18 protein-coding genes are annotated in these 18,662 nt (G+C 65.4%); 7 read left to right on the top strand and 11 right to left on the bottom strand.

Going from position 1 to position 18,662, the window contains the following annotated elements:
* Positions 1-5: 5 nt before the first annotated feature.
* From HNP02_RS33335 to HNP02_RS33320, 4 genes are all read right to left on the bottom strand, one after another.
* Positions 6-992: a polysaccharide deacetylase family protein gene (locus tag HNP02_RS33335; protein WP_184444935.1), complete on the bottom strand. Its 987-nt coding sequence runs from the start codon at positions 990-992 to the stop codon at positions 6-8.
* 77 nt (positions 993-1,069) lie between these two features.
* Positions 1,070-1,846, bottom strand: coding sequence for an SDR family NAD(P)-dependent oxidoreductase (locus HNP02_RS33330; protein WP_184444934.1), 777 nt, complete (start codon positions 1,844-1,846; stop codon positions 1,070-1,072).
* A 32-nt stretch (positions 1,847-1,878) separates the two neighbouring features.
* Positions 1,879-2,631, bottom strand: a complete 753-nt coding sequence (locus HNP02_RS33325; protein WP_184444933.1) for an SDR family NAD(P)-dependent oxidoreductase — start codon at positions 2,629-2,631, stop codon at positions 1,879-1,881.
* 11 nt (positions 2,632-2,642) lie between these two features.
* Positions 2,643-4,058, bottom strand: a complete 1,416-nt coding sequence (locus HNP02_RS33320) for an APC family permease (RefSeq protein WP_184444932.1) — start codon at positions 4,056-4,058, stop codon at positions 2,643-2,645.
* Between the two features lie 696 nt (positions 4,059-4,754).
* On the opposite strand from HNP02_RS33320, the gene HNP02_RS33315 reads away from it, so the two are divergent.
* The 4 genes from HNP02_RS33315 to HNP02_RS33300 are packed head-to-tail and all read left to right on the top strand — an operon-like array spanning position 4,755 to position 8,561.
* Positions 4,755-5,828, top strand: a complete 1,074-nt coding sequence (locus HNP02_RS33315; protein WP_255507240.1) for a MurR/RpiR family transcriptional regulator — start codon at positions 4,755-4,757, stop codon at positions 5,826-5,828.
* 8 nt (positions 5,829-5,836) lie between these two features.
* On the top strand, positions 5,837-6,526 hold the full coding sequence (locus tag HNP02_RS33310; protein ID WP_184444930.1) for a cysteine hydrolase family protein: 690 nt from the start codon (positions 5,837-5,839) through the stop codon (positions 6,524-6,526).
* Positions 6,523-7,386 (top strand): fumarylacetoacetate hydrolase family protein, encoded by an 864-nt coding sequence (locus HNP02_RS33305; RefSeq protein ID WP_184444929.1) that lies wholly within the window; start codon positions 6,523-6,525, stop codon positions 7,384-7,386. Before HNP02_RS33310 ends, HNP02_RS33305 begins: the two co-directional genes overlap by 4 nt.
* Positions 7,383-8,561 carry a pyridoxal phosphate-dependent aminotransferase gene (locus HNP02_RS33300; protein ID WP_184444928.1) on the top strand — a complete coding sequence of 393 codons (1,179 nt, stop codon included), beginning with the start codon at positions 7,383-7,385 and terminating at the stop codon, positions 8,559-8,561. Before HNP02_RS33305 ends, HNP02_RS33300 begins: the two co-directional genes overlap by 4 nt.
* Positions 8,562-8,601: 40 nt before the next feature.
* Here the strand turns inward: HNP02_RS33300 and HNP02_RS33295 are convergent, their stop codons facing one another.
* Entirely contained in the window at positions 8,602-12,072 is a 3,471-nt protein-coding gene (locus tag HNP02_RS33295; protein ID WP_184444927.1) for an indolepyruvate ferredoxin oxidoreductase family protein, read from the bottom strand.
* Between the two features lie 170 nt (positions 12,073-12,242).
* Here HNP02_RS33295 and HNP02_RS33290 point away from each other — a divergent pair, with 170 nt between their 5' ends.
* The gene (locus HNP02_RS33290) at positions 12,243-12,713 is read left to right on the top strand and encodes an Lrp/AsnC family transcriptional regulator (RefSeq protein WP_184444926.1); all 471 of its coding nucleotides are present in this window, start codon (positions 12,243-12,245) and stop codon (positions 12,711-12,713) included.
* On the opposite strand, the gene HNP02_RS33285 is transcribed toward HNP02_RS33290, so the two are convergent.
* The 3 genes from HNP02_RS33285 to HNP02_RS33275 are packed head-to-tail and all read right to left on the bottom strand — an operon-like array spanning position 12,714 to position 15,356.
* Positions 12,714-13,190 carry a helix-turn-helix domain-containing protein gene (locus HNP02_RS33285; protein ID WP_184444925.1) on the bottom strand — a complete coding sequence of 159 codons (477 nt, stop codon included), beginning with the start codon at positions 13,188-13,190 and terminating at the stop codon, positions 12,714-12,716. It lies immediately after the preceding gene.
* On the bottom strand, positions 13,183-14,157 hold the full coding sequence (locus HNP02_RS33280) for an LLM class F420-dependent oxidoreductase (RefSeq protein ID WP_184444924.1): 975 nt from the start codon (positions 14,155-14,157) through the stop codon (positions 13,183-13,185). The genes HNP02_RS33285 and HNP02_RS33280 overlap by 8 nt, the downstream gene beginning before the upstream one ends.
* Positions 14,154-15,356: an acyl-CoA dehydrogenase family protein gene (locus HNP02_RS33275; RefSeq protein WP_255507239.1), complete on the bottom strand. Its 1,203-nt coding sequence runs from the start codon at positions 15,354-15,356 to the stop codon at positions 14,154-14,156. Before HNP02_RS33275 ends, HNP02_RS33280 begins: the two co-directional genes overlap by 4 nt.
* Positions 15,357-15,447: 91 nt before the next feature.
* Between HNP02_RS33275 and HNP02_RS33270 the strand changes: the two genes are divergently transcribed.
* Positions 15,448-16,482 carry an NADP-dependent oxidoreductase gene (locus tag HNP02_RS33270; RefSeq protein ID WP_184444923.1) on the top strand — a complete coding sequence of 345 codons (1,035 nt, stop codon included), beginning with the start codon at positions 15,448-15,450 and terminating at the stop codon, positions 16,480-16,482.
* A gap of 23 nt (positions 16,483-16,505) precedes the next feature.
* On the opposite strand, the gene HNP02_RS33265 is transcribed toward HNP02_RS33270, so the two are convergent.
* From HNP02_RS33265 to HNP02_RS43150, 3 genes are all read right to left on the bottom strand, one after another.
* Complete coding sequence (locus tag HNP02_RS33265; RefSeq protein WP_184444922.1) at positions 16,506-17,195, bottom strand: dienelactone hydrolase family protein; 690 nt, start codon at positions 17,193-17,195, stop codon at positions 16,506-16,508.
* Positions 17,196-17,241: 46 nt separating this feature from the next.
* A complete protein-coding gene (locus tag HNP02_RS33260) occupies positions 17,242-17,691 on the bottom strand; it encodes a hypothetical protein (RefSeq protein ID WP_184444921.1) in 450 nt (149 codons plus the stop codon).
* A 99-nt stretch (positions 17,692-17,790) separates the two neighbouring features.
* The gene (locus tag HNP02_RS43150) at positions 17,791-17,916 is read right to left on the bottom strand and encodes a hypothetical protein (protein ID WP_255507238.1); all 126 of its coding nucleotides are present in this window, start codon (positions 17,914-17,916) and stop codon (positions 17,791-17,793) included.
* 125 nt (positions 17,917-18,041) lie between these two features.
* On the opposite strand from HNP02_RS43150, the gene HNP02_RS33255 reads away from it, so the two are divergent.
* Positions 18,042-18,662 (top strand): 2Fe-2S iron-sulfur cluster-binding protein, encoded by a 621-nt coding sequence (locus HNP02_RS33255; RefSeq protein WP_309241781.1) that lies wholly within the window; start codon positions 18,042-18,044, stop codon positions 18,660-18,662.

Raw genomic sequence — 18,662 nt, 5'->3', positions numbered from 1 at the left:
GCCGTTCATCGAGAGGCGGCGTCCCTGACGAGGGCGACATCCGAGAACGCCTTCGACGCCGGGTACTGCTCAGCGAAATCGTGGGCGATGTCCACACGGCGCGCGAAGGCGACGTCAGTGAACTGCTGGGCGTAGTCGATGAAGCGGGCCAGTCCGTCTGAGCGCGCAGGGTTGCCGCTCATCCGCGGATGGACGCCGATCGACATCATCCGCCCGAGGTCGTCGCCGTCGTTGCGAAGTCGATCAAGCGTGGCCTTGGCCGTCATGAAGAAGTCTTCAGGACTGCCGTACCCCGTGCCGACGATGTATCGCGCATCGTTGACCACGAGGGAGTACGGCACCACCAGGTGTGTCCGTCCGCCGATACGAGTCCAGTACGGCAAATCGTCGTTGTAGCAATCCGAGTCGTACTCGAAGCCGCCCTCCTCGACCACCAGCTCGCGAGTGTTGGTGCTCATCTCGCGGCAGTACCAGCCGACGGGTCGAGTTCCTGTGGTCTCCTCGATGGACAGGATCGCGCGTCGAATCGCCTCACGCTCCTGCTCGCGCGTCATCTCGAAGTGATTGCTCCACCGGTATCCGTGGCCTGCGGCCTCGTCCCCACGGGCGGCTAGTTTGACCGCGACGTCCGGGTTGCGCTCGAGGGCGACCGCGGACGCGAAGAAGGTGACGGGGATGCCCGCATTGTCGAAGATCCGGAACAGCCGCCAGATACCGGCCCGCGAGCCGTACTCGTACATTGACTCGACAGCCAGGTCACGTTGACCTTCGAGCTTGAACGGCAGCTCGTAGAGGATGTCATTCTCGCCGTCGCCCATTGCGTAGGTTTTCTCAGAGCCTTCCTCGTAGTTCACGACGAGCTGGATCGCGACCTTCGCGTCGCCTGCCCACCGGATCATCGGGGGGTGCTCGCCGTAGCCGACGATCTCCCGTGGCGGGCCGGCCACATCGACGTCGTCGCCGCGGCGGAAGAATGAAACGTCCTCAGTCATGCCTACTCCTCGTGTTTTAGCGTTGGGCCCCAGATCGGCGCGACACTGCGATCCCGTCTGGACAGAGCGACGACGTTCTAACCCAGCCCGGCGAGATAGCGCGCGCCGTCGGCAGCGATCACTTGTCCACTCACGTGGGCACCTTGCTCGCTGGCCAGGAACTGGTAGACGTACGCGATGTCCTCCGGCTGACCCAACCGTCCCGAGGGCATCTTGGCTGCGACCTCCTTGACCCCGTCGGGGCCGAGTGAGTTGACCGGGTCGTTGGCCTGTGGGGTGTCGATGACGCCAGGTGCGACCGCGTTGGCGGTCACACCGTCCGGCCCGTATTCGACGGCGAGTGTCTTGATGAGTCCGCCCAGTCCCGCCTTCGCCGCGGTGTAGTGGGGAAGCTTCGGCCACCCCTGTACGGTGCCAGCGGCCGAGGAGGTTGCCAGCAACCGCCCGTAGCCCGCCTCACGCATGTGTGGCAGCGCGGCTCGGAAGCACCGCCAGGCACCGTTGAGATCGACGTCGATCACTGCCTGCCACGCGTCGTCGTCCAGGTCCGCAAGATCGACCTTGCGGGCGATCCCGGCGTTGGCCACGACGATGTCGAGGCGGCCGAACTTCGACACCGCCTGTTCGACGATCGAATCGACGTCCGCCGTGCTACGTACGTCAACCTCGACCGCAATGCTCCGTGTTCCTGCCTTCGCCACCGCATCTTCGACGATGCCGATGTCGTGACCGTCCGGCGGATACCAGGCCAATGCCAGGTTGGCGCCCGCCTCGGCGAACACCCTTGCGGTTGCCGCACCGATCCCAGAGGCAGCCCCGGTAATGAGTGCTACCCGGCCAGTGAGTTCAAACATGGACGTCTCAACTTTCCAAAGAGGTGCCCCTCTCAGAGCATTACGTCTCCGCCGTTGGGGCAGAGCGTCTGGCCGACGTAGTAGGAGGAGTCTTCGGAAGCGAGGAAGACCGCCGTCGGCGCCACTTCGTCCACTTCTCCGAAGCGCGCCATCGGCAGCTCGGAGAGCTTGCGGGCGGCCCACTCCTCGCTCTCCTCGGCCATCATGTCCGTCACGATCGGGCCGGGTGCGATGGCGTTGACTCGAACGCCTCTGGTGGCGACCTCCCGAGCCATCGCCTTGGTCATCCCAATGATCCCGGCCTTGCTCGCGCAGTAGTGGACCATGTCCAGCCCGCCGATCTGGCCGAGCTGCGAGGCGACGTTGATGATCACGCCGCTCTTGCGCTCGAGCATGCCCGGGATCACGAATCTGCTGCACATGAAGGAGCCGCGCAGGTTCACTCCGACTACCCTGTCGAACTCTTCGATCGAGAGGTCTTCGCATCCGTGCTCGCTGAAGGTCCCAGCGTTGTTGACCAGAATGTCGACCCTGCCGAACTCGGCGACTGCGATGTCGACCATTGCGCGCACCTGCTTCTCGTCGGCGACGTTGGTGTGCACGAACCGAGAGCGACGGCCGGACTCGGCGATGGACGCGATCACCCGCTCTGCCGCCGCCTCGCTCAGCACGTCGGCGATGACCACGTCGGCGCCCTCGGCGGCGAACGCCATCGCGATCTGGCCGCCGATCCCTCGTGCGCCACCGGTGACGATGGCGACCTTGTCGGTGAGTTTCTTGGTCATGGTGTCCTCTGTCAGGGCTTCTCGAGCGCGGGATCCACGTCGGGCAGGCCGTCCGGCGACAGGCTTGGCGACTTCCCCTCTGCGAAGTCGATGTCGTCTGTGGCCATCGTTGCGCCCATCGCGGCAAGCTTCTCGGGCGCCGTGCGCTTGATGTAGTAGTAGACGGCCAGCCCGATCAGGAGCCAGACGAGAACGATCTGGCTGACGTGGTTGTACGGGAAGTCTTGGCCAGGCTTCACCGTCGACCACAAGGGATAGAGCAACACGGCGGTGCCGATCACCGGCGCAACCAAGTGCCGCCAGGCGTTGAAATCGGCTTCCCCCCAATAGAATCTGATGAGGCCGACGTTGGCCATCGCGTAGACAAGGATGACACCGATGGTGCCGATCGAGCCGGTGAATCCGTAGACGTCGGTCAGGCCGGAACCCACCCATAGCGACAGCGCGATGCCGACGATGACCGAGAAGCCGACCAGCACGTAGATCGAGATGAACGGCGAGCGGAACTTCGGATGGATTCGCGAGAGCACGGGCGGGAGTACCCGCTCACTTGCCATCGCGTACATGACCCGAACTGTCGTGTTGAGCACTGCGAGCATGCACGAGAACAAGCCGGCAACCGCGGCGAACTCCACGGGCTGCGTGAGCCATGGGGCGTTCTGCTCGGCCAGGGAGGTGAACTGGGCAGGGCTGGCAAGGAAGTTCGTCAGTCCCTCGGCGGTGTTCAGATGGAAGCCGGCCGCCAGTCCGTACAGTACGAAGACGAAGAACACGCCGACTCCGATGAGCGCAGCTCGGATGGCCAGCGGCACATTGCGTTTGGGGTTGGCGGTCTCCTCACCCAATGTTGCTGCGGCCTCGAAGCCGATGTAAGACAAGAGTCCGAAGACGACACCCAGGCCCACCCCGGAAAGACCGTTCGGGCCGGAAGTCGGGTTGAAGTACGAGAGGCTGTTGCCGCTGCCCGCACGGATGATGGCGATGAGCGCCAGCAAGGCGAAGACGAACATCTCCGCTGCGAGCAGGATGAGGTCCAGCCGCACCGATGTCCTGATGCTCCGCACCGACAGGATCATCGCCAGTCCTACCAGGATGATCCCGAGGAGCCACCACGGGACGTCCCAACCGAAGGTCGACTGCAGGTAGGTATGCATGAAGGCACCGTTCGCGGTGAAGAGCCCGATCGTCAACGCGACGAACGCCGCGGCGTAGATCCACCCGGTGAGAAACCCTGCGAGGCTACCGATCGATTTGGTACAGAACGTGTAGAAGGAGCCCGAGGAAGGAAGCTTCTTCGTGAACTCGATGACGGTGTTGGACACGAACAACGCGGCAACGAACGCCAGCAGGAACGCGACGGGCAGGGCCGCGCCTGCGTTGGCTCCGGCCGCAGGCGCGTTCAGCACGACTGCGAGCACAGGCGCCATCGCGGCAGCAGACAGCGCCACGCAGTTCCGGGTTGTCAGAATCCCCCGTTCAAGCTTCGGTCCTTCGCCTGATGCACTCGATGATGTGGGGACTGTATTGGCCATCTGTCTCTAGCCTCTCGCCAGTAGATCCGGTCTCCAAGACGCACCACACAGCGGACTATCGCAGGTCGTTGTGTGGTATGGCGCTGGAGCGAATATGTGGAATTAGAGCCTCGGGGGGATCGGCTGTCAACCCGAGGGTGGAGCGAATCGAGGCTTTCGGTTACCAAATCCTTTGTTGGATAACCTAAACCACGATCGAAACCAATTGCTGATTCTGTTGCATTGACGGCGCCAGCTGCACTGAATGTTGCATGACTTAGTCTTCGCAGGATCCTCGCGGCCGGTCGAACTACGGTCATGCATAGAATGTTGCACACCATGGGCGATCGTGCAGCACAGATTGCAACAGCTCAGGAACTCGGCTAGCGTGAACCCACGTCAGATTGCGCAAACATCCAGCGGAAGGGCGGCGATGGGCGCGCACGCGGCATTCCACGAAGGGAAGCCAAGCCCGCAGAGGCACGGCGCCCGTCATGGAGGCTGTCGGTGTCGTCGACCACCCAACCCCGTGGCCCGGAGCAGCAGGGGAAGCGCTGTTCCGCTCGAGTATTCGAATGTCGCTGTACACCACCGATCCGTGAAGGAGTCCTGATGGCGAGGGTTGCACGTTCGACGAACAAACCCGAGCCGCAAAGAGGTTCGCCCAAAGAGACGAAACCGAAGGCCAGGCGCCAATCGGCAACCGCTGCAACAGCGCAGAGGAAGCGCGACTCGAAAGCACAGACGAAGCAGTCCCCCGCTCCTGCCGAAAGCTCCGCTGTTCTGGCCGAAAGCTCCGCTGTTCTGCCCGAAAGCTCCGCTGTTCTGCCCGAAAGCTCCGCGACGGCCGACTTCGAGGCTCGCCTACGCGATCGGATGCCGTTCCTGACACCGAAGCGACGCGTACTCGCCCAGATCATGCTCACCGACCCCGCTGCCCTGATGTTGCGCACCGTCGAGTCCCTTGCTCAAGAAGCCGGCGTCGACGGCGCCACGGTCGTCCGGCTCTGCAACGAGCTCGAATACGACGGCTTCGCCGGGCTCAAATCCCAACTGCGTGACGACTACACGCGATTCCGCACTGCCGCAGAGAAGATCTCCAGAACCTTGGCCGCCGGGCAGACCGAAGAGGACGCTGTGCCCGGCGTGTTCAGCCGCGACAGCGCCAACATCGCGCTTGCTGCGGAGTGGAACAGTGCGGCAAAGATCGCCGAACTGGCCGAGACGATCACAGCTGCACGCCGCACGGTGATCGTGGCGTCTGGACTCTCTTCGCACGCGGCATCACTGGCTGCTCACCTCCTTCGCCTTGCAGGAGTCGACGCGATCGCGCCGACCACCGAGATCGAGACGGCGATCCACATCGCCGATCTGGGAACCGACGATCTAGTCATCGGCATCTCGTTCTGGCGCTACATCGCATCGAGCGAGCGACTGCTCATCCGCGCCGCCGCCGCCGACGTCCAAACGGCGGCCATCACTGACAGCTCAGAATCAGGCGTCGCCCGGGCATCCCAACAAGTGCTGCGAGTGCCAACCGACTCGGCGGAGCTCAGCAACTCGCTGACCGCGACCGTTGCGCTGATCAACGCCATCGTCACCGCGGTAATACACAGCAATCCCGACCGTTCCCTATCAGCCCTGAAGCGCATCGACTCGGTGTTTAGCGACACCCAGATCACCTAGGAGACACCGTGCTAACCATCCGACGCGCGCAGGTGCGTGAGACCTTGGACGAACTGGTCGAGCGGGGCACGACCGCGCTGGTCGTCATCGACATGCAGAACGACTTGTGCCACGCTGACGGCGCCTTTGCCGCTGCCGGAGCCGACATCAGCGCATATCCACCGATCGTTCCGACCATCGCGTCGCTTGTCGACGCGGCGCGCGCGGCCGGGGTACTGATCATCTGGGTTCGCGTGACCAGTACACAGACCGAACTCTTCCAGTCCCCGGCGCAGTTGCGGTTCGAACTGCGAATGAAGAACACCTACGGACGATCCGAACAGCCGGAGTTCGACTTCGCCAAGCCGGGCACCTGGGGACACGAGTTCCTGGATGGCCTCGGCTACCGCGACGGCGACGCCGTCGTCGACAAGCGACGCTCAAGCGGTTTCGCCGGCACAGACCTCGACATGCTGTTGCGCAGCAACGGTATCGAGTCGATCGTCGTGACCGGCTGTACGACTGAGGGGTGTGTGGACTCGACAATCAGGGATGCCGTGTCGCGCGACTATTACGTCACGTTGGTCCGCGATGGTGTCGCCAGCGACGACCGGTCGTTGCACGAGGCCGCGATGCACGTGCTCACGGCATACCGCTGCGATCATGCGACAGCCGCGGAAATCGGTGAGGCGTGGGCGCAGGCTGGAGCCGCGCAATGAGGCTCGGCCGGATCTCGAGCGGAAGTTGGATCGGGTTCGCCGTCTCCATGGATTCTGAGCAGTGGCTGCCGATGCCGTGTCTAGGCGTCGACCCAGCGGACACGGGCACGGCCATCGCGATAGCGCGGCTCTGGGAATCATGGGGCTACCCACAGCCGGCGGGCGAGTTGGTACGCGCCGACGCGTTGCACTGCCCGATCACGCCCAACCAACGGATCGTGGGAGCGGGCGCGAACTTCGCTGCACACGCGGCCGAGGTCGGGATGTCCGCGTCACCGATCCCTCACCTGTTCGAACGTTCACCGAGCACGCTGGCTGCGAGCGGCGATACCCTCATGATCACCTCGACGCCCGACCAGCATTGCGATTACGAAGTCGAGCTCGCCGTCGTGGTGGATTGTCGACCGTCCGCATCCGTGGCCAACCCTTCATCCGTCTTCGGCTATGCGGTCGCGAACGATCTGACCCTGCGCGCGCTGCAACAGACGGACCCGACCGTCACGTGTGCGAAGTCGGCGCGACGCTCGTGCCCGATCGGTCCGTACATCACGACCGCCGACGAATTGCCCGAGCTCGGACAACTGGTGATGAGGTCATCCGTCAATGGCGTGCTAAGACAGCACGCCTCCCTAGACGAAATGGTGCACTCGGCAGTGGAATTGATCGCCGCGATTGAGCGTGCCGCGCCACTGGCGGCCGGTGACGTCGTGCTCACGGGCAGTCCCGCGGGCACGGCAGCCGGCGATTCGGCGGTCGACTTCCTCCAGAACGGCGACGTTGTCGAATGCTCGATCACACAGATCGGCTCGATCCAGAACACAGTCCGATTGCGCAAGCAACCTCAAGGAGCACTGGCGTGACAATTCTGCAAGCCCCGCCGACCGCCCGTCCGGTGCCGAAATCGGCGACCTATGAAATCGCGCGGCGCGTGGCCGTATTGCGTGCCGCCGGTGAGACCATCCTCGACCTCGCAACCGGCGAACCGAGTTTCGCTACACCCACTCGGATCGTCGAAGCAGCCGAGCAGGCACTCCGAGACGGGTACACCCGCTACACGCCGAGCGCCGGGTTGCCCGAAGCGCGTGGGGCGGCCGCGGAGGCACTCAGGCGGGACCATGGTGTCGATGTCCCCAGCTCCAGGGTTTACGTGGTGCCGTCGGCGAAGTACGGCGTCTACGCGAGCCTGGCGGCGATCCTGGAGCCGGGTGACGAAGTGGTGGTGGTCGGACCTCACTGGGTCAGCTACGAACCGATGATCACATTGCTGTCCGCGACCGTGCGCCGCGTCCTGCCCGGGGCCGCCACGGGGTACCGCTTCGACAGCACCGAGCTTCTCGCAGCGATGAGCGACAGGACCCGGGCCATTGTGTTGAACACGCCGGGCAACCCAACTGGACGCGTGCTGGACGAGGGGGAGATCACAGCCGTCACTGAGGCATGCCGACGGAGTAGTTGCTGGGTGGTCTCGGACGAAATCTACGCGCAGATCCGATTCGATGGGGTGCAGCATCGTGCTCCCGCTGCGCACCAAGAACTCGCCGACCGCACGTTCACCATCGGCGGTCTTTCGAAGTCGCACGCGATGCCCGGTTGGCGCATCGGCTACATCGCAGCCCCGGAGTCGGCCCAAGAGGCTCTCGACGGGTTCATCCAGAACAGTGTGGGTTGTGCGCCCGCGTTCGTACAGCGCGCGTCGATCGTCGCGCTGAGCGACAGCGGAGTCCAAGACGAGATCGGCGCAATGGTCCACGAATACGGCCGACGACGCGACGAGCTGTGCTCCGCGTTGGAAACGGTCGCTGGGTTCCAGCCGTCCGTGCCGGAAGGTGCGCTGTACGTGTGGGCAGACGTCTCGGCGACCGGTTTGAGCGGCACCAAGGTTGCCGAGTCCCTCCTCGATGTTGCCGGGATCGCGGTAGTTCCGGGTGAAGCATTCGGTCCGGAATACGCCGATCACATCCGATTGACCTACGCCCCGAGCGCTGCCGTCGTCAGCGCCGCTTGCCGCGCGCTCGCCGTCTGGACACCCCGCTGATCCAGCCACGCGTTTCGTCGCACGAGATGTGAATCGCCACCTACTGCGAAGGAATGATTCCCAGTTCCCGTAGCCGGCCGTGGTAGCCCTCGACACTGGCGAGTTTGATGTCCTCGTAGCCGCGCACCATATCGGGCAGGGCGGCGATCGTGACGGCACGGTCGTAGTTGGCGATGTCGAGTTCGGCAGCCAGCCGGGACACGATGTTCTCGTACTCCGCCAACAGGGCGCGCTCGACCTTGCGCACGTGCGCGTAGCCAAATGGGTCGAACACGGTACCGCGCAGTCGTTTCCCCTTGGCGAGGACCCGCAGAGAGACATGGCTGCGCGGGCCGAGGCCGATCTTCTTCTTCCGTCCCATGGCCCGCAGCGCGGGCGGATGCAGCTTGTAGGTCAGGTTCTCGCCGTTCGGGATCTCTGCCTGCACCTGGGACAGGAATCCCGGATCGGTGAGTAATCGCGCGACCTCGTACTCGTCCTTGTAGGCGGTGAACTTGTACAGGCCCTTGGCGGCCGCTTCGCTGAAGTCGGTGCGATCGCTCACTGCGCGCTCGGCCGTCCAGATCTGCTGCAGCAGTGTGGTGTATCGCGTGGCGACCCGTCCGCTTTGGAACTGGACCAGGTCCGCTGCCCGCCGGGAGATGAGGTCGCCGACCCGTCCGGTGAAGGTGGTACCGGCGAGGACGTGTGCCGGTGGCGGCGGAGGCGACTGCCGGTCGGATGCGGGTGAGGCGGCGGTGTCGAAGCGCACCGGATCGGCGATGGCGAGTCGTCCCCAGCGGAAGGCCGCGACGTTGGCCTTGACGGCGACGCCGTTGATGCTGATGGCCTCTTCGATCGATTCTGCCGGAAGTCGAAGCGCCCCAGTCTGATAGGCGGCCCCGATGAGCAGGAAGTTCGCTGCGGCGGTGTTGCCGAACAGCTCGTGGGCCGCGGCCAACGCATCGAAGGAATGCACGTCGTGCGAGACCTGGCCGAGGCGGTTGAGCAGGTAGGGCGTCTCGGGATAGCTGACCGCCTTGTCGTACACCATCTCACCGGTCGGCGTCTTGCTCGTCGACACGATGGCGATGGTCTTGGACGGGTCGCCGTATCCGAGGTTCTTGGTGTCAGCGGCAGCGAGCAGATCGAATGCCAGGATGCAGTCCGCGCTGCCAGGGGTGAGCCGGTTGGACGGATCGAGCTTGGCTTCGGCGAATCGCAGGTGCGACACCACGGGCCCTGCCTTCTGGCTGAGTCCGATCTGATCCAGGCTCTCCACTTCGTAACCGGCACGCAGCGCCGCGGTGGCGAGAACTTGGTTCACCGTGACGATTCCCGTGCCACCGATTCCGGCGAAGAAGACGTTCTGGGTGGACGTCACGGGCTCCACGACCACATCGGGCAGGACGGGAGGCTCGGGGGTGCGCCGCGGGCTCGCCTTCTTGCCGGGGACGACCTCGACGGTGACGAACGACGGGCAGTCGCCGTCCAGGCAGCTGTAGTCGGTGTTACACGAGGTCTGGTCGATCCGCGTCTTGCGGCCGAACTCGGTGTCCACGGGCTGCACCGAAAGGCAGTTGGACTTGACGCCGCAGTCCCCGCAGCCTTCGCACACCGCTTCGTTGATCAGCACCCGGGTGTTGCGGGTGGGCAGCGTGCCACGCTTGCGCTGTCTGCGGGCGTCGGCGGCGCAGTGCTGGTCGTAGATCAGGACGGTCACGCCCTTGACGTCGCGCAGCCTCTTCTGGGCCTCGTCGAGGCGGTCCCGGTGCCACAGGACCGTGCCCTTGGCGAGTGCGCACTTGTCGTGCCGGTGGGGTTCATCGGCGCAGATGATGATCTGCTTGACGCCTTCGGCGGTCAGCTTGTGGGTCAGCTTCGCGACGGTGAGCGCGCCCTCGGCGTCCTGCGCGCCGGTCATCGCGACGACTTCGTTGTACAGCAGCTTGTAGGTGATGTTGACCCCTGCGGCGACGCAGGCCTGCACCGCGAGTTGGCCTGAGTGGAAGAAGGTTCCGTCGCCGACGTTCTGGAACATGTGGGGCACGTCGATGAAGGGGGCCTGCCCGATCCACTGGCTGCCCTCGCCGCCCATCTGAGTGAGTCCGGTGACGGCACTGTCCTGCCTACCCGACATCGTCACCATGGTGTGGCACCCAATCCCGCCACCCGCGATGGATCCCTCGGGAATCGCGGTCGAGCGATTGTGCGGGCAGCCACTGCAGAAGTACGCGGCGCGTTTGGCGGTAAGGACTTCCAGCGTCAACGCCGGTGGCGGCGGCTTCTTGAGCTCGAGTCGGCTGCGGAGCACCCGGCGCAGGGGCGCAAGCAGCCGTCCTGCCGTGAGTTCGCCGCCGACCGGGATCAGCAACCTTCCCGCCGCGTCCTTCTTGCCGATGATCCGCGGCGCATCCGTTCTACCGTAGAGGATTTCGCGCACCTGGGTCTCGACGAACGCGGTCTTGTCCTCGACTACGAGGATCTCCTCGAGACCCTCGGCGAACGACAGCACCGCGTCGGGCCCCAGCGGCGTCGGCATGCCGATGCGCAGCAGCTTGATACCCGCCCGGTGCAGTGCCATGTCGTCGGCACCCAGATCCGTCAGCGCCTGGCGCACCGAGTCGAACGTCGGCCCCGTCGCCGCGATGCCGATGCTCGCGTGAGGTGGATCGAGCTCGATCACGTCGAGTCCGTTGGCGGCCCCGTAGGCGCGCACGACGTCCCAGCGGGGACCGTAGAGGTCGGCCTCGGCGTCCAAGCTGTCGGTGGGCGCGGCCATCGGCCGCTGGCGGTAGACGAACGGCCTTCCCTCCCAACGAACTTGGGGGACCTCGATGTCGATGTCGGCGACGCTGCCGTCGACCGACCAGGCACCGTCGGCCACGTCGGCGACGATCTTCAGCGCAACGACACATCCCGACGCCCGTGACATCGCCACACCGTGCATGGCCATCGTGACGATCTCGCGGGCGTTGCGCGGGAAGAGCACGGGAATGCCGAGGGCGGCCAGCGACCGCTCGCTGACGGCGGGCACCGTTGAGGACTTGGAGGCCGGGTCGTCGCCGACGAGGAGCAGCATTCCGCCGCGAGGGTTGGCGCCGTACATGTTGGCGTGCCGGATGGCATCCGTCGCCCGGTCCAGTCCCGGCCCCTTGCCGTACCAGACTCCGACGACGCCGTCGTAGAGCGCGGTGCCCGTGGAGAACTTCGCCAGATCGGCCTGGCTACCCCACACCGAGGTCGCCGCGAGTTCCTCGTTCATGCCGGGCACGAAGGTGATGTCGTGCTTCTGCAGAACCTCCGGCATTCCGGCAAGCATCCGGTCCACGCCGCCGAGCGGGCTGCCCTGGTATCCCGAGACGAACGTCGCGACGCGCAACCCCGCACGCGCGTCACGCTCGTTCTGCTCGACGAACGCACGCGCGATTGCCTGCACGCCGGTCAGGATCACCGGAGCGGATCCGGTGCGATAGCGATCGCTGAGGTCGTAGGGCTGCTGGTCGGGCCTGCGAATGTCGAGGTCTGTCATGCGACTCACCATTTCTCCGTGCTTGCCGGGCTGCGGCGTTACGGTTGCTGGGCTGGTGGGCGTACTGCTCCCTCAAGCGAACCAGCGCAACGCATATTGAGCAAGCGATACCATCAAGACTGAGCAATATGCGCATTGTGACCCGAGCCACGCGTGCAATACTGAGCGTCATGATGAGGCTGGATCGCACCGACGCCCGAATACTCCTGGCGATGTGTGACGCGCCACGGGCCACCGGGGTGCAGTTGGCGAACGTTCTGAACCTGGCCCGCAACACGGTGCAGGCGCGGCTGGCCCGCTGGGAGCAGCAGAAGATCCTGGCGCCGATCGACCGTTGTGTGTCGCCGCGTGACCTCGGGTATCCGCTGCAGGCGTTCATTACCGCGGTGGTCGATCAACATCGTCTGGATGAGTGCATTGCAGAGTTGCAGACCGTCGCCCAGGTCACCCAGATCACCGGGCTCTCGGGTATCGCCGACCTGTTGATCGGCGTGGTCGCGGCCGACGCCGACGATCTCTACCGGGTTGCGGGCCTCGTTCTCGCGGTGCCAGGGGTGGAGCGCACCACCATGTCGGTGGCGATGCACGAGGTCGTCGCCTACCGCACGCGGCCGCTGCTGGAGCAGCTCGCACGCGGGTAGTTAGGCGCCTCCCACGAACGACGGCCCAGGATCCGGACGGACGTTGTGCGCAGTGACCTCTTCGCCGCAGTGCTCACACGTGAGCCGGGGCTGGGTGAGGTTGCCGCAGGTTTCGTGGGTCAGCACGATGGGCGCACCTTGCGGGCCCGCGAGATGGGTGTCGCCCCAACGCATCAGGACGACGATGGCGGGGAACAGATCGCGGCCGGCTGCGGTGAGGCGGTACTCGAAGTCCTGGCGGACCGGTCCGCCGCCGTAGGGGACGCGGTCGAGCAGTCCGTACTCGACCAGCTTGGCCAGCCGGCTCGACAGCGTCGGCCTGGGCATGCCGAGGTTGCTGGCGAACTGCCCGTAGCGCCGCACGCCGAAGAAGGCCTCCCGGAGGATGAGCATCGTCCATCGTTCGCCGACGAGATCCAGTGCGCGGCTTACGGAGTCGCCGTCGAAGCGGTGCGCGAGCCGATCGGTGTCAGCCACGGGCGCTCACCGCGCTGAGTACCCGCTGGCCGGCCGGATCCTCCGCCGTCGCGGGGACTATCCCCACGTGGTCGGCGCCTGCCTCGAAGTACGACTCGATCCTTGCGATGACTTCGGAGGTGGACCCGATGGCTCCGACGGCCGCGGGAAGCTGAGGCGGAATCGCATCGGCAAGCTCGGTTCGGGAAGCACCGGCCCGTGCTCGCGCGACGAGGTCGCCGAATCCGAGATCGGCGAACATCTCCCCGTAGCCGGGCGGTTTCAGATAGGCCGCGATCTGTGCCGTGATCTGGCGGTGCGTCGCGGGTCCCGGGTCGACCGCGGCGCTCACCCATACCGCCAATCGCGGAGCGGCGATCCCGTGCTCAGCGGCGATGGCATCGATGGATGCCCGCACGGCGGCGACGTGGCCGGGGCTGACCAGGTTCAGCACGAGTTGGTCAGCAGATTGCACTGCGACACGGGTCATCTGCGGCCCGAACGCGGCGACGGTGATTCTGGTCGAGGGCTGCGGAACGCGGAGTCGAAAGCCGCGCGTGCGGACGAGCTTGCCTGCGTAGTCGGTTCGTTCGCCGTCCAGCGTCCGCCGCAGGACCTCGACCGTCTCGCGCATCCGCGTCGGCGCCGCAGCCCAATCGCGGTCGTGCCATCCGGAGACGATCGCGGGACTGGACGCGCCGAGCGCCAAGTCGACGGTGCGACCGGTGAGCGTCGCAACGCTGGACACGCCGAGCGCAAGGGCGACGGGACTGCGCACACCGATCGCCACCGGTCCGATGGTGATGTCGAGACCTGGCGACTTCAGCCCGATCGCGGTGGCGAGCGCGAAGGCGTCGAACGTCACCATCTCCCCGATCCAGAGGCGGGAGAAGCCTTGGGACCGTGCCTGTTCGGCGATGTCGAGCCCTTCGGAGTCGGGTCGGTCGAGCCAATAGGGCAGCACGACTCCGAGGGAGCCCTGGCTCATAACTGGCTGGTGTTGGTGGGCAAGTCGAGCAGGACGCGTCCGGTGGTCTCCCACATCGCGGGGTTGACCTGCATGTGAGCGGTCGCAGTATTGGCGTCGCGGAATCGGCGCTGCAGCGGCGAGGTCTCGTAGATCGACGACCCGCCGCCCAGGTCGTACATCGACCGTGCGACCTCCGCGGAGGTGCGCACCGCATGCGTTGCGGCCAACCGAAGGCCGGTGCGCAGCTCGACCGAGACGGGTTCACCCGACTCGGCCGCCTGCCAGGCCTCGTCGATCGCTTGGTAGTAGAACGCGCGGGCGGCGCGCAGCGCGGCCTCGGCCTGACCGACCGCTGCCTGCGTCATCGGCTTCTCGGCCAGGGTGCGGCGCGCTCCGAGAGCGACCTTGCGGCCCGCGAGATCGAGTAGGTCGTCGATGGCACCGCGCGCATTGCCGAGCGCCGCCGCCGCGATGGACAGCGCGAAGTAGCCGAACAACGGGAACCGGTAGAGCGGCGCGTCGACGAGCGGGCCGTCGAGCAGCGACAGCGTCCGATGGGTCGGGATGAAGACGTCATCGGCGACCGCATCGTGGCTTCCGGTGGCTCGCAATCCCGACGTGTGCCAGGTGTCGAGGATCTCCATCTGGCTCGTCGGGATGCCGACCGCCCGCAGGACGGGCTGGATCTGATCTCCCGTCGCTTCGCTCGCCCCGGCACCTTCTGCTTCCTCACCGGTGACGAGGACGCATCCGCCAAAGAAGTACTCGGAGTGGGTGATACCGCTGCAGAACGCCCATCGTCCGGATACCAAGAGGCCGCCGTCGACTGGCCGCGCGGTCCCGCGCGGCGCCCATACCCCTGCAGCGATCGCGCGCGGGTCGCCGAGGGCTTCGGCGGCGCCCTCCTCTGGCAGGTAGCCGGCGAGCAGGCTGCTGGTGATCGCGATGGATACGCACCATCCGGTCGCAGCGTCGCCGCGAGCAATGGTCTCCGCGCATTCGAGGGCGATGCCCGGTGGGGCTTGGGCTGCGCCCAACGTGCGGAGGGCACCGGCGCGCATCAGGCCCGAGTCGCGCAGGCGGTCCACCAAAGCCGGCACCAGCCGGCGCTCGCGTTCGGTGTCGACGGCGAGCTCGCGAGCCAGCTCGGAGATCTTCTCGGCCTCGGCAAGCAGATCGGAGAAACCGGCTGTGTCCCGCTGCGCCATTGCGGTCATCGACTTGGCCTCCTATGGTTTATTTTGATTACTAGTTCAATATTTTTACTAGGCGTGTCGACGCCAGTCAAGGCGACGATGGGAGAACACCATGACGATCAACCACCCGGTCCGACTAAACAACCCGGTCCGACTAAATAGCCAGGTCCGACTCGCTGCCCGCCCCACCGGGCTGGCGACGCACGACGACTTCACGTTCACCGAGGAACCGGTTCCCACCCCAGCCGCAGGCGAGTTCGTCGTCGACGTATCCCACGTCTCGATCGACCCGGCCATGCGCGGATGGATGAACGCCGGCGCGTCCTACATCCCTCCAGTGGCGATCGGCGACGTCATGCGCGCAGGAGCGATCGGCACGGTCAGCGCCTCCCAACATCCCGGCTTCGCGGTCGGCGACCACGTCTACGGCACCTTCGGCGTGCAGGAGCATGCGGTGTCCGACGGCAAGGGCGTGATCAAGATCGATACGACGGTCGCGCCCGCAACCACGTATCTGGGCGCGCTCGGCATCACCGGGCTGACCGCCTACTTCGGACTCCTCGACGTCGCGAAGATCAACGCCGGTGACACCGTCGTCGTCTCGGGCGCCGCGGGAGCAGTCGGCAGCGTCGCAGGCCAGATCGCAAAACTGAAGGGCTGCCGCACGATCGGCATCGCGGGCGGGCCCGACAAGTGCAAGGCGCTGGTCGACGACATCGGGTTCGATGCTGCCATCGACTACAAGTCAGAGGACATCCGCAAGGCCCTTCGCCTGCTCGCACCCGATGGCGTCGACGTCTACTTCGACAACGTCGGCGGCGAGGTTCTCGATGCGGTCCTGACCCGCCTCGCCCGCGGGGCACGCATCGTCATCTCCGGTGCGGTGTCTCAGTACAACCAGGCCAAGGCCGTTGGACCCGCGAACTACATGTCGCTGCTGGTCTACCGCGCATCGATGATCGGCATGGTCGTCTTCGACTACGAAGATCAGTATCAGGCCGCCTCCGTCGAGCTGGCCCAATGGCTGCACGCCGGGAAGTTGACGTCACACGAGCACGTCGTCGACGGCGGGGTCCTCGCCTTTCCCGAGGTTCTGCTCAAGCTGTTCACCGGAGAGAACACCGGAAAGCTCATCCTCAGGACCTGACGCCCGATCCACCGTCGACGAGATCAAACCAGATGTCGACCGAAGAACGCGTACACCCTGGCGAATGCGTCCTCGGTGGCCTCTGCGTCGTACCCGAACCCGATGATTCTTGCGAACGGCTGGGCGGGGACGTCGTTGGCGAAGCTGTGCCCGACACCCTGGTAGACCTTGACGTCGTGGGCGATGCCCTTGCGTTCGAGCGTCTTTCGCAGCCGTTCACCGTTGCCGACGTTCAGCGGGTCACGCCTGCCGAAGCTGGCGACGATGGGACATGCACCCTCGACCATCGCGTCGTATCTCGGCGGGATCGAGGGATAGAACGGTGCGGATGCACCGAACCCCTTGGGCGAGACCACTAGTGCGAATCCACCGCCCATGCAGAAACCGGCGACGCCGACCATGCCGGTACAGTCCGGGCGCCCCACCAGGGTGTCGCGCGCAGCGATGATGTCCTCGACAGCACCACCCCGGCCGGCGAACAGGTCCCGCATCACTGACCTCACGCAGCGTGCGCGCCCGCCCCGCGAGTACAGGTCGGGCGCGATCGCGAGGTACCCGTTGTCGGCGAAGCGGCGTGTGATGTTGCGGATGTCGGCACTCAGGCCGAGCAGGTCGTGTACGACAACGACTCCTGGCCACGGCCCGTCGCCGACCGGTACCTCCAACGCGGCGTCGATGTCCCCTTGCAACGTCGGGATCTGAATGTCTGCCATTGGGTGTTCTCCGGTTCCTGCGTCGAAGGGGATGAAGCGGTCGGGGTCATTCGTGCGTGTTTGACGCCGATGTGTCCACTGGCTCGGGCCGAAGCCCGGACCAGGCCATGTACCCCAACGCGGCCGCCAGGAATCCAAACTTGGCCAACGCGGCCCTACGCCCGCGACGTGCATTCACGGCGGTGTCGGCGCCTTTCAGAATCGAAAGCAACGAGTAGCCTTCCACCGCATCGGCGAGGGCTGCGGCACCGGCGACCAGAACGATTAGGCGTGAATCGTTGTGCTGCCGCCTGATCCGATCGAGCAGCAACCCCGTCAGGACGCCGTAGGACGCCGCGTACCCGAAGTCCAGCCTCAGGGAAGTCCGTGCCGCCCGGCGCCCACTGTCTCCCCAGGTGTCCATGATCTGGTTGGCGCGTTCCTCGGTGCCGGCCAGTTCGAACGCAACGATCCCGGGTCCGCCCGTTCGTGTCATACCGCGTTCGGGGACGAGCATGACCGCGCTGTAACCGGCGAAGACCGACGCCGCGGCGATCAGTGACTTGTTCTGGGATTCGGTGGTGATGCGTCTGCGCTCCTTAGTCGGCTGCCCGGACTACGGCCCGTACGTTTCCAGGTACCGGGTGAGCGCCAGCTTGCCTTCCCCGATCACCGCTTCGTCGCCGTTCGGGCAATCGTGGTACGCGAGTTCGATGACGCGGTCACCGAGTTCGATGGCCACCTGGGTGACGAGTCGATCTACCGTACCGGTTGAACAATCTGGATCCTGACGGGTGCCGACCTGCACGTATGTGCGTTCGATATGAGTATCGCGACGAAGCCTCGGGTTTTCCCTACATTGGATATGTGGATCAACCCGATGATGATGGGGCAGACGAACACTCGGTATTTCGCGTCAATCGGCGGACGTTCGTCGGCGCGTCGGTCACGGTCGGCGGTGCGGTTGCTGTGGGGTCACTGCTGGCCGGCTGTGACGATGCCGAACCGGCCGCAAGCGAAGCCAGCCAAACAACACTGACCCTGCGCATCAACGGTGAGCCACACGAAGTCACCGTCGACAACCGGAGCTCGCTGCTGGACCTGCTGCGCGAACGGGTCGGGCTGACCGGCACCAAGAAGGGCTGCGACCAGGGTGCGTGCGGCGCCTGCACCATCTTGATGGACGACACCAGGGTGACCTCGTGTCTGACGCTGGCGGCGATGCACGACGGGGCCGACATCGTCACCATCGAGGGCTTGGCCACCAACGGCAGGCTCCACCCGCTGCAGCAGGCGTTCATCGACGAGGACGCGTTCCAGTGTGGCTACTGCACGCCAGGGCAGATCCTCTCCGGCGTCGGATGCATCAAGGAGGGACACACGGGCTCGGCAGCCGAGATCCGGGAATGGATGAGCGGCAACATCTGTCGCTGCGGTGCCTACACCAACATCGTTACCGCCATCGCCAAGACGAGCACCGGCGCGTAG

The organism is Mycobacterium sp. AZCC_0083 (assembly GCF_014202335.1).
GTDB lineage: Bacteria > Actinomycetota > Actinomycetes > Mycobacteriales > Mycobacteriaceae > Mycobacterium.
This window is presented reverse-complemented; position numbering and strand designations above follow the sequence as displayed.

Coding starts and splice junctions, on each gene's coding strand:
- HNP02_RS33335 (WP_184444935.1), bottom strand. CDS start 992: ATGACTGAGGACGTTTCATTCTTCCGCCGCGGCGACGACGTCGATGTG.
- HNP02_RS33330 (WP_184444934.1), bottom strand. CDS start 1,846: ATGTTTGAACTCACTGGCCGGGTAGCACTCATTACCGGGGCTGCCTCT.
- HNP02_RS33325 (WP_184444933.1), bottom strand. CDS start 2,631: ATGACCAAGAAACTCACCGACAAGGTCGCCATCGTCACCGGTGGCGCA.
- HNP02_RS33320 (WP_184444932.1), bottom strand. CDS start 4,058: ATGGCGCCTGTGCTCGCAGTCGTGCTGAACGCGCCTGCGGCCGGAGCC.
- HNP02_RS33315 (WP_255507240.1), top strand. CDS start 4,755: ATGGCGAGGGTTGCACGTTCGACGAACAAACCCGAGCCGCAAAGAGGT.
- HNP02_RS33305 (WP_184444929.1), top strand. CDS start 6,523: ATGAGGCTCGGCCGGATCTCGAGCGGAAGTTGGATCGGGTTCGCCGTC.
- HNP02_RS33295 (WP_184444927.1), bottom strand. CDS start 12,072: ATGACAGACCTCGACATTCGCAGGCCCGACCAGCAGCCCTACGACCTC.
- HNP02_RS33290 (WP_184444926.1), top strand. CDS start 12,243: ATGATGAGGCTGGATCGCACCGACGCCCGAATACTCCTGGCGATGTGT.
- HNP02_RS33280 (WP_184444924.1), bottom strand. CDS start 14,157: ATGAGCCAGGGCTCCCTCGGAGTCGTGCTGCCCTATTGGCTCGACCGA.
- HNP02_RS33275 (WP_255507239.1), bottom strand. CDS start 15,356: ATGACCGCAATGGCGCAGCGGGACACAGCCGGTTTCTCCGATCTGCTT.
- HNP02_RS33270 (WP_184444923.1), top strand. CDS start 15,448: ATGACGATCAACCACCCGGTCCGACTAAACAACCCGGTCCGACTAAAT.
- HNP02_RS33265 (WP_184444922.1), bottom strand. CDS start 17,195: ATGGCAGACATTCAGATCCCGACGTTGCAAGGGGACATCGACGCCGCG.
- HNP02_RS33260 (WP_184444921.1), bottom strand. CDS start 17,691: ATGCTCGTCCCCGAACGCGGTATGACACGAACGGGCGGACCCGGGATC.